General features: G+C 69.9%; 8 protein-coding genes and 1 pseudogene. 1 reads left to right on the top strand and 8 read right to left on the bottom strand.

Features of this window, described 5'->3' with window-relative positions; translation table 11 throughout:
• From VGS97_RS16990 to VGS97_RS16970, 5 genes and pseudogenes are all read right to left on the bottom strand, one after another.
• Positions 1-329 (bottom strand): annotated as a pseudogene (locus VGS97_RS16990) (hypothetical protein); the annotation flags it as partial.
• On the bottom strand, positions 326-2,044 hold the full coding sequence (locus tag VGS97_RS16985) for a sugar ABC transporter ATP-binding protein (protein ID WP_326854530.1): 1,719 nt from the start codon (positions 2,042-2,044) through the stop codon (positions 326-328). The pseudogene VGS97_RS16990 and the gene VGS97_RS16985, both read right to left, overlap by 4 nt.
• A gap of 34 nt (positions 2,045-2,078) precedes the next feature.
• A complete protein-coding gene (locus tag VGS97_RS16980) occupies positions 2,079-3,248 on the bottom strand; it encodes a sugar ABC transporter substrate-binding protein (RefSeq protein WP_326854529.1) in 1,170 nt (389 codons plus the stop codon).
• Between the two features lie 332 nt (positions 3,249-3,580).
• The gene (locus VGS97_RS16975) at positions 3,581-4,378 is read right to left on the bottom strand and encodes an SDR family NAD(P)-dependent oxidoreductase (RefSeq protein ID WP_326854528.1); all 798 of its coding nucleotides are present in this window, start codon (positions 4,376-4,378) and stop codon (positions 3,581-3,583) included.
• Complete coding sequence (locus VGS97_RS16970) at positions 4,379-5,701, bottom strand: enolase C-terminal domain-like protein (protein WP_326854527.1); 1,323 nt, start codon at positions 5,699-5,701, stop codon at positions 4,379-4,381.
• Positions 5,702-5,900: 199 nt separating this feature from the next.
• Here VGS97_RS16970 and VGS97_RS16965 point away from each other — a divergent pair, with 199 nt between their 5' ends.
• Positions 5,901-6,767 carry a fumarylacetoacetate hydrolase family protein gene (locus VGS97_RS16965; RefSeq protein WP_326854526.1) on the top strand — a complete coding sequence of 289 codons (867 nt, stop codon included), beginning with the start codon at positions 5,901-5,903 and terminating at the stop codon, positions 6,765-6,767.
• A gap of 255 nt (positions 6,768-7,022) precedes the next feature.
• Here VGS97_RS16965 and VGS97_RS16960 read toward each other — a convergent pair whose 3' ends face one another.
• The 3 genes from VGS97_RS16960 to VGS97_RS16950 all read right to left on the bottom strand — a co-directional run bounded on the left by VGS97_RS16960 (position 7,023) and on the right by VGS97_RS16950 (position 9,393).
• Positions 7,023-7,556 carry an alpha/beta hydrolase gene (locus tag VGS97_RS16960; RefSeq protein ID WP_326854524.1) on the bottom strand — a complete coding sequence of 178 codons (534 nt, stop codon included), beginning with the start codon at positions 7,554-7,556 and terminating at the stop codon, positions 7,023-7,025.
• Between the two features lie 39 nt (positions 7,557-7,595).
• A complete protein-coding gene (locus VGS97_RS16955; RefSeq protein ID WP_326854522.1) occupies positions 7,596-8,261 on the bottom strand; it encodes a class I SAM-dependent methyltransferase in 666 nt (221 codons plus the stop codon).
• Positions 8,262-8,418: 157 nt separating this feature from the next.
• On the bottom strand, positions 8,419-9,393 hold the full coding sequence (locus VGS97_RS16950; protein ID WP_326854521.1) for a PAC2 family protein: 975 nt from the start codon (positions 9,391-9,393) through the stop codon (positions 8,419-8,421).
• Positions 9,394-10,092: the final 699 nt, after the last annotated feature.

Below are 10,092 nucleotides of genomic sequence, written 5' to 3'. Positions count from 1 at the left end.
GCCTCCAGCGACAGGTCCATCCCGCCGATCAGCAGGATCAGGCTCTCGCCGACCACGGTCACGCCGAGGGCGGAGACCTGCTGCCCGACGCCCGACACCAGGTTGCCCACGGTGAAGAACGCCGCGCTCTGGCTCGCGCCCACGATCAGGATCACGATGAGCACCGGCAGCAGCGCGGCCTGCCGGATCCACGAGACGGCGGCCGGGCTGCGCTGCGCCGTGCGAGCGCTGATCCGGCCGAGCAGCCCGCTGGGAGCGGCGGGCGCCTGCGCCGTCGTCGGCGTGCCGGTCCCGTGCCGCGTCTTCTCACGGTCCTGGATTTCGCTCACCCTAGGCCGTCCTTCCGATCCGCTTCCTGCATATGTCCGGCCGTGTCCGAGTCCGCGTCGTCTGATCCGCTGGCATCCGATTCATCAACGCTCGAACCATCAGCACTCGAACCATCAGCACTCGAACCGCCGACGCTCGAACCTTCTGCGCCCGCGGCGTCGACGCCCAAGCCCTCGGTCGCGGCGATCAGCGCCTCGCGGTCGAACGGCCGTCCGTCCCGCTGCGAGCGGTGGAACTGCGCGACGACCCGTCCGCGTACCAGCACCACCACGCGGTCACAGTGCTCGATGTCGTCGAGGTCGTCGGTGGCCAGCAACACGCCCGCGCCCCGCTCGGCCGCCGCGCGCAGCGCCCCGAGCAGTAGTTCTTTGGAAGCCACGTCCACGCCCCGGGTCGGGGTGATCGCCACAACCAGCTTCGGGTCGCGGATCAGCGCCCGCGCCACGGTCACCTTCTGCTGGTTGCCGCCGGACAACTCGGCCACCGGCTGCTTGAGCGACGCGGCCGCGACGCTGAGCGCTCCGGCCAGCGGCGCCGCCGCGCGTTCGAGTGCCCGTGGGACGAGCACGCCGCGCCCGGCGCGCGCGAGTCGGTCGGTGACCGTCATCGTCACGTTCTCCGCGATCGACAGCGGACCGACGAAGCCCTCGGTGCGCCGGTCCTCCGGTATGTAGCCGACTCCGGCACGCAGCGCGGCGTCGCGCTTGCCGTTCGGCAGCCTGCGCCCGGCCAGCGTGACCGTGCCGTCGTCCGCGCGGTCCGCTCCGGCCACGATCCGCCCGAGGGTGATCACTCCCGAGCTGACCAGCCCGACGACGCCGACCTGTTCGCCCGCCGCGACCCGCAGCGAGACGCCGCGCAGGCCGCCGTGCGCCGAGCCCGCGGTCAGATCCTGTACTTCGAGCAGCCGCTCGGCGGCCTGCTGCGCACCGGCACCGGAAAGGTCGAGCCGGGAGAGTCGCTCGTCGATCTCGCGCGTCGGCACCGGCCCGACCATCGCCGCGACCAGCCGTTCCCGGCTCAGCTCGGCGGCGGGGGAGGAGAGCACGAGGTCCCCGTCGCGCAGCACCGCCACGTCGTCGCAGATCTCGAACACCTCCTCCAAGTGGTGCGAGATGTAGAGCACGGCGACGCCTGACGCGGTCAGCTGCCTGACCCGGTCGAACAGCCGGGCCACCGCGTCGTGCTCCAGCGCCGCGGTCGGCTCGTCGAGTAGCAGGCACCGGGTCCCTGAGGCGACGGCCCGCGCGATCTCCACGAGCTGGCGCTGCTCGATGGTCAGCCCGCGGCACGGCGCGCCCGCGTCGATGTCCAGGCCCCAGTCGGCCAGCGTGCGCCGCGCCTCGGCCTTCACCGTGCGCCAGGAGACCGGGCGCCAGCCCGGCACGCCGCCGCGCCCCGGCAACCGGCCGAGGAACACGTTCTCGGCCACGGTCAGGTCCGGCACCACCATCGAATGCTGGTGCACGGTCGCGATCCGCTCGCGCCAGGCGTGCACGGCGCCCGCGGGCGGGGCCGGTTCGCCGCCGAACCGCACCTCGCCCGCGTCCGCCTGAAGCAGCCCGCTGAGTATCGAGACCAGGGTGGACTTCCCGGCCCCGTTGCGCCCGACCAGGCCGAGGCAGCGGCCGGGTTCCAGGGCCAGGTCGATGCCGCGCAGCGCGCGGGTCGGCCCGAAACTCTTGTGGACGCCCACCGCCTCGACCGCAGTCATGATCCGCTCCATTCCGTCCGCTGAATCAGCGGGCTCAAGAGCTCGCGCACACGCCGCCATGCGCCGTGCCGTATACGTTGCCCCACAATGTCTGATCCGTCACGGGAGTGCTCGTCAGCGATCCGGGCAGGCCGTCCACCGGCTGGTTGACCGTGAACGTCTGCTGAGTCGCGGTGACGAACGGAGCGACGATCGGGTCGGCGAGGTTGGTGTCGCCGTTGTAGGTGACGTTCTCCAGCGTCGGCGCGCCGCCACCCGGGTCGCCGGCCTTGTGCGTGACGCCCTTGGCCGCGTCGATCGCGTATTGCAGCGCGTACTGTGCGTAAAGGTTCGCAGGCTGCGACTGCGCCGCGTCCAGCACGCCCTTCTGGATGTCACACATCTCGAACGGCACTCCGTCGTCGCTGATCAGGATGACGTGATTGGGGTCGCCGACCTTGCCGTACCCCTTGGACTGCAACAGCGGGATGACGCCGGTGTCCGGGCTGCTCCACTGCGCGTAGATCGCCTTGAGCTGCGCGCCGTACGCGTTGGCCGCGTTCTGTGCGTCGCTGACCGCGGTCGCCTCGGTCCAGTTGGTCGGCTCCTTCAGCAGCTTGACCCCGGGCGCGTTCTGCGCGACGCAGGTCTCGAACGCGGTCGAGCGGTCGCCGCCGTTGGACGAGGCGAGGTCGCCCTCCAGGTCCAGGACGTAGCCCGACTGGACCTTGCTGGTGATGTACGCGCAGGCGTCCTGGCCGTAGAGCGTGTTGGACGCGCGCACGACCATGTACACCTTGCCGACGCCGACGATCGTGTCCACCGAGACGAGCTGCACGTGGTGCGCGTTGGCGTAGCTGATCGCCGGGCCGAGGCTGGTCGCGGTCTCCGGGTTCACGATGATCGCCTGCGCGCCCTGGTTGACCAGTTCCTCGATCTGCTGGTTCTGCAACGCGGCGTCCGCCTGGGCGAGCAGCGGGCCGATCAGCTGCACGTGGTCCTGCTGCGCGTACTGGGTCTCATAGTTGAGGTAAGCGGCCCAGAAGGCAGTGTTGTTGTATGTGAGCGCCACGCCGATCTTGATCGGTCCGGTGCCGCTCGACGAGCCCGGTGAATTCGTGGTGTGCGATCCGCAGCCGGCGGCGGCGAGGGACAGGGCCGCCGCGACCGCTGCGAGCCGGAGGGTGGGCCGCGATCCGCGCGGCGCGGGACGGTGACGGTGCAACGGTCTCTCCTGGAGTCTCGGCGCTGAGAAAGGATGGAACCCCGTGTGGGCGACGTGCGGGCGACCGGTTGGGTACGGCCGACCCGGACTGCAACATAGGTCGGATGAATTCGACAGTCAACGATCGAGATGAAAGCGATACGAACTTCAGTCCGGCTCTGGACAATGCGTCTGATGAGGCGCTTCGACCCGTGTTCGATTTCCTCGCGAGGCAGCGCACCGCAACGAGTTGCGGAACGGAGATCGGAGCAATATCGGTACTCATCGAACTCACGGCGCCTTCACTCGTGACATGTTCTCTGAGCACGTTCCACCGTCCACGCGCTTCGCGCTCAGTGCGTCGCTTCACCCGGCGGGCGCACCCGGAGCCCGGCCATCCCGCCGTCCACCGCGAGCGCGGCGCCCGTAGTCGCGCCCGACGACGGGCTGGCCAGGTAGGCGATGGCGTGCGCGACCTCGTCGGCGGAGACCAGGCGGCCGAGCGGCTGGCGTGCCTCAAGGGCCGCGCGTTCGTGCGCCGGGTCGGCCGACTGGTTCAGCAGGCGCCCCACCCACGGTGTGTCCGCAGTGCCCGGATTGACGCAATTGACCCTGATCCCCTCACGCACATGGTCGGCAGCCATAGCGAGCGTGAGAGACAGTACCGCGCCCTTCGTCGCCGAATACAGCGCACGCTGCGGTAAGCCCGCCGTCGCCGCGATGGAACACGTATTGACGATCGCAGCATGCTTGGACCGCCGTAGATACGGCAGCGCCGCACGCGCGACGCGCACCATCCCCAGCACGTTGACGTCGAACACCCGGCGCCACTCGTCGTCGTCGTTGTCCTCGACTGTCCCGATCGCGCCGATACCCGCGTTGTTGACCAGCACGTCGATCCCGCCGAACGCTTCCGCGGCCGTCTCGATCGCCGCGCGCACCGACGCGTCGTCCGTCACGTCCGCGCTCAACGCCAGCCGCGGTTCCGCTCCGCCACCGTCGCCCCCAGCCTCCGCCTCGACGGCCTGGTCGAGCACCGCGACCCGCGCGCCCCGCGCCGCGAGCAGCGCCGCAGTCGCCGCGCCGATCCCGGACGCCCCGCCGGTCACCACGGCGGCGAGGCCGTCGAAGTCCGCGTAGCCCCCGCCCATCTAGACCGCCTCCTCGCGCGCACGCCACACCGGACCGTCCGGGTACGCGTATCTGGCCCGGCTGGCAGGCAGGATCTCCGCCCCGAAGCCGGGGCGCGTCGGCGTCCGGTACCGGCCGCCCACGACCCGCACCGGATCGACGAAGTGCTCGTGCAGATGATCGACGTACTCGATCACCCGGTCGTCCATCCGGCCGGTGACCGCCACGAAGTCGAACATCGCCAGGTGCTGTACCAGTTCGCAGAGCCCTACCCCGCCGGCGTGCGGGCACACCGGCACGCCGAACTTCGCCGCGAGCAGCAGGATCGCCACGTTCTCGTTGACCCCGCCGACCCGTGCAGCGTCGATCTGCACGACGTCCACCGCACCGGCCTGCAACAGTTGCTTGAACACGACGCGGTTCTGCACGTGCTCACCGGTGGCAACCTTCACCGGCGCGACTCCGCGCCGGATCGCCGCGTGGCCCAATACGTCGTCCGGGCTGGTGGGCTCCTCGATCCAGTAGGGGTCGAACTCGGCCAGCGCGCCCATCCAGTCGATCGCCTCGTCCACGTTCCATCGCTGGTTCGCGTCGACGGCGATCCGCACGTGCGGCCCCACGGCCTCGCGCGCGGCCCGGAACCGCCGCACGTCGTCCTGCAACGACGCGCCGACCTTCAGCTTGATCTGCGTAAATCCCTCCGCGACCGCCTCGCGGGCCAGCCGCGTCACCTTCGCGTCGTCGTAGCCGAGCCAGCCCGGCGAGGTGGCGTACGCCGGGTACCCCTCGCGCAGCAGCACGCCCTCGCGCCACGCCCGCTTCGGCTCGGAGGCGGTCAGCAGATCCAGCGCCTCCTCGGGCGAGAGCGCGTCCACCAGGTAACGGAAGTCGATCAAATCAACCAGCTGTTTCGGTGTCAGGTCGCTCAGCAGCTTCCACACCGGCTTGCCGGCGCGCTTGGCGGCCAGGTCCCAGGCGGCGTTGAGCACGGCGCCGATCGCCATGTGCATCACGCCCTTCTCCGGGCCGAGCCAGCGCAGCTGGCTGTCGCCGACCAGCTCCGCGCTGAACCGGCCGAGGTGGTCGAGCACCTCGTCGAGCGGGCGGCCGACCACGAAGGGGCGCAGCGCCGCGATGGCCACGGCCACCACGTCGTTGCCCCGGCCTATCGTGAAACAGAACCCGTGCCCCTCGGCGCCGTCCGGCGCGTCGGTGCGCAGTGTCACGTACGCGGCGGAGTAGTCAGGGTCCGGATTCATCGCGTCCGAGCCGTCAAGCGTCACAGAGGTCGGGAAGCGCAGGTCAAGGCAGTCGAGCGAGGTGATGTGGGTGGCGCGGGCCATGCGGCGTTACCCCTTCGGCGATCCCCGCGCACGGAGACCGGTCGTCCAGCAGCAGTCATCCGATGTATACGCCCAGAGTTTCGACGTTGTCCAGTACCGGTCTCAGAGCACAACCGATCCATCCCGATATATGACCTATCGCGACTGAAAGAATGGTCCGATGACCGCACGCTGTCGTGTGCTGTCGTAGAGTCCCCGCATGAAGCTCATGCGCGTAGGCGACCCGGGTCGCGAGCGGCCCCACGTGATGCTGGACGGCGGCCTGGCCGTCGACGTCTGCGACCTGACCGCCGACTTCACCCCCGACTTCCTGGCCGGCGGCGGCATCGACCGACTGCGCGAAGCCCTCCCGAACCGAACCGCAGCAGGAAAAGCAACCCCGCTGCCCCCGAACGTGCGCATCGGCGCCCCCATCCCGCGCCCCAGCAAGATCGTCTGCATCGGCCTCAACTACGCCGACCACGCCGCCGAGACCGGCGCCGCGATCCCCACCGAACCGATCGTCTTCATGAAGGCCCCCAACACGCTCGTGGGCCCGAACGACGACGTACACATCCCACGAGGCTCGACGAAGACCGACTACGAGGTCGAACTCGGCATCCTGATCGGCCGCACGGCCCGCTACCTGGAAACCGCACAGGAAGCCCAAGCCGTCATCGCCGGCTACCTCGTCTGCAACGATGTCTCGGAGCGCGAATACCAGCTGGAGCGCGGCGGCCAGTGGGACAAGGGCAAGAGCTGCGAGACCTTCAACCCGGCCGGCCCGTACCTCGTCACCGCCGACGAGGTCCCCGACCCCGGCGCGCTGGACGTCTGGCTGGACGTCAACGGCCACCGCAGACAGAGCTCGAACACCAAGAACCTGATCTTCGGCGTCGGCGAGATCGTCCGCTACCTGAGCCGGTTCATGGTCCTGGAACCCGGCGACCTGATCAACACCGGCACCCCCGGCGGCGTAGCCCTGGCCACCGGCCGTCCCGAGGACTATCTCAGCCCCGGCGACGTCGTCGAACTCGGCATCACCGGCCTAGGCTCGCAACGCCAGACCTTCGTAGCCGCCCCCTGACCCGCCCGCCCACCACACCCTCCACGCCGCCCGCCCGCTCACTGGCTCACCAACTCACCCGACCCCCAACGCTGCCCTCTACCCTCTACCCGCCCCCCACACGCAGCCCCCCACACCCAGCCACACTCCGCGCAGCAACGCCTCCGCCTTAACGCACCTCGCCCGGATCTTGACCCGCACTCCTGCACTCCCGCCCCCACCGCCCTCCCTCCGCACACCCCCTGCGTATCTTGTTACCGGTGTGGCGGGTTTCCGTCACGGCCACACATTGCGATCGAGGAAGTCTTCGACCGCATCCGCCACCTGCCCGGCGACCGCGGCCGTGCGCGCGACCGGTCCCGGGACGTGAAGCGCGTGATCTGCGTCCGGGATCTCCAGCACATGTGGCGAAAGCCGCCGGGCCGCCGCGGCGTCCCATGTACGATCCGCGCCGCCGCCGACCAGTAGCGGCGCGTGCTCGGCTGCGGCGATCGCCTCCACCACCTCAGGGCGATGAAGCAGCGGAGTCAACCAGATCGCGGGTAGTCCTCGCTCGGCCGCCAGGCCAGCCGCCAGCGATCCGAGCGATTTGCCGATGAGCAAGGCCTGGTCAGCGCCGAGGGCGTCGAGCACTTGGGCGCGCACCCACGCGACCTGTTCAGCTACGTCCTGTAGGTGTGGCGGCGACCAGTTGATCACCCGCACCTGGGCGTCGCGGCGCTGCGCAGCCAGGCGCGCATAGGCCAAAAGCGGGCCTTGCGCGGTGTAGCCGACGCCAGGGACCAGCACGGCAATGCGCTCATCGCTCACGGCTTGCCAGCCTAGCCGCGTTGGCCGCCGCGCGCCGCGTCACCCGCAGCCCCGCTCCACCATGGTCAGGTGCCCGAGGAACGTGAACATGGTCGCGCCGGGCACCAAACGGCGCGGCTGGCCGGTGCGCCGGTGCACGCCGACGCAGAAGTCGCCGGGTTCGGTGATGTACTCCCGCGTGAAGCCGCTCTCCGCGAACCAGTCGCAGATCTGCGGCACGAGGTCGGGTTCGCGCCGGTGCCGGGTCCAGATCGTCGCGCCGCCGGGTCGGCACAGCGCCTCGCAGTGCGCGATGGTGCGCTGGATGTCCTCGGCCGTGACGTTGCCGAACACGCCGCAGGCCAGCACGAGGTCAGCCGGGGCGTGCGAGAGGTAGTGGTCGGTCTCCGCCGCGTCGCCGGTGACCACCTGGATCCGGCGCAGCCCGAGTTCCTTGGCGCGTGCGCGCGCGGCGGATGTGTTGCGCGGATCGAGTTCGACCAGCAGCGCGGTCACATCCGCGCGGCGCGGGTGCTCTTCCAGCGCGCCGAGCAGGTCGCGCCCCTGGCCCGCGCATATCGACAGAGCCTTGATGTCACCCGGCGGCGCGGTGTCCAGGAACCGCGTGATCCGGTCCTGCACCACGGCCAGCCGCCGAGATAACAACGAGCCTGGCTCGTCGTAACGGTCGTGCCACGCGTGCCAGTCCCGGTCCTGGTCATCCATGCGACGAACACTAAGTGAACATCATCACGACGACCAGTGCTTTTCCGCTTTTCATCGGAAACGCCCGGAACCATCCGCTTCTGGCCGGGCGCGCCCGCGCCCTGTCTGCGCTCTATCCGCGTCCCATCCGCACCCTCCGCTCCCTCTCGGCACGTTCTCAGCGGTCTGAGTCACGGTCCTGCTCGGCGAGGAACTGCTCGAACTGCCGCGCCAGCTCCTCCGCGGACGGGATCCGCGCGGCCTGGTCGGCCAGCAGGTTGGTGCGCGGCGTCGGCCCGGCCACGGTGTCGTACTGCACTTCGAGGCCGCGGATCATCGAACGCAGATCCTCGTCGCCCTGGGCCACCTGCTCCTCGATCTCGGCCTCGACCCGCTGCGCCTCCGCGTGCAGTTCCTGCACCGGCATCACCAAGCCGGTCGCCGCAGTGATCGCCTCCAGGATCCGCACCGCCGACGCCGGATACGGCGAGCGCGAGATGTAGTGCGGGACCTGCGCCGTCAGCCCGAGCACGGCGAGCCCGCGCTCGCTCAGCCGGTATTCGACCAGCGCCATCGCCGAGCCCGGCACCTGCGCGCGATCGAACCACGGCGTGTACCCCGCCAGCAGGTCCGGCCTGCTGCCGTGCGGGATCAGGGTCGTCGGGCGGGTGTGCGGCACCGCGAACGGGATGCCGTGGAAGTTGACCGAGAGCGTCACGCCGAGCTTCTCCACCACCTCGACCATCCCGGCCGTGAACCGCTCCCACTCGGTGTCCGGCTCGGGGCCGTACATCACCAGGAACGGCGTGCCGATCGCATCCCGGGCCAGCCGCACGTCCAGCCGCGGCTCCTCGTAGTCGGCCCAGTGGTCGCTGTCGAAGGTCATCGTCGGCCGCTGCGCGCGGTAGTCCACCAGCCGGTCCGCGTCGAAGCGGGCCACCACCGGGTTGCCGTCGTCCTCGTCGCCGACCGTCGGCAGCTGGAAACGCTCGCTCAGCACGTGGTCCATGACCTGCTCGGCGGCGTGACCGGCGTCCATGAAGCCCTCGTAGTGGTAAAGCAGGACGAGATCACCGCCGCCGCCGGAACCGGAGCGCACCTCGGTCAGCGCCGCCAGCCCCGCCTGATCCAGCTCGTAGAGTGGCTCGCTCACGGTCGGTTCCGTCCCATCTGTCGTCTGACGCCGCTCGTCCGCCCGCACTGCACAGGCAAAACACGGTGCGCTCATGGATGCGGCGCGTCGCCGCACCATACCCGCGACACCGGTTTGTCGTGGCCAAGCACGCGCGATCCGGCAGTTCCAGTGTCGCTCACCAGTGGTGGCCGTGCAGTCACGCGTCGCGCGGCATCACTGCCTATCAGTGTGCCAACATCGGCGACTGCGCGCCCATTCCACTACCGCGCCGCCGCTCATCGCGGTTCCGTGCCCGGTCGAGCAGCCTTTCGCCGATGAATCCGCGCACCAGGTCTGGTCTGGTCTGGCCGGCCAACACCGAGAAGCATTCCGCCTCTTGGCGCGCGCCGCTTTCGCTACCGGACTCCGCCGGGCTCCGGCGATGCGGACCGAACCGTGATATTCCGCCGAACTCAGACGGGCCGGGAGAACACATGTCTGTCTCCCAAGCCGCGCGGTGCAGGTTCACACACATTCACGGATGCTAAGCACGTTCACACCCCCCGCCACTTCCTTACGCACCGTTCGTGCTCGCTGGTGCACACCGTCTCGGTTGAGAAACAATTAGTCGCGGCCGGGTTGCGCTGGGTATGACAGACCGTGGCGGACGGGTAGCGTCGGACCCAAGAGCGGGGATGCGCGCCTCGGGTCCACGTCACGCTGAAGGAGTCAGCCGCG

Source organism: Actinocrinis sp. (genome assembly GCF_035946395.1).
In the GTDB taxonomy this organism is placed as follows: domain Bacteria; phylum Actinomycetota; class Actinomycetes; order Streptomycetales; family Catenulisporaceae; genus Actinocrinis.
Note: the sequence above shows the minus strand (reverse complement) of the source record. Positions and strands in the feature narration are given on the sequence as shown.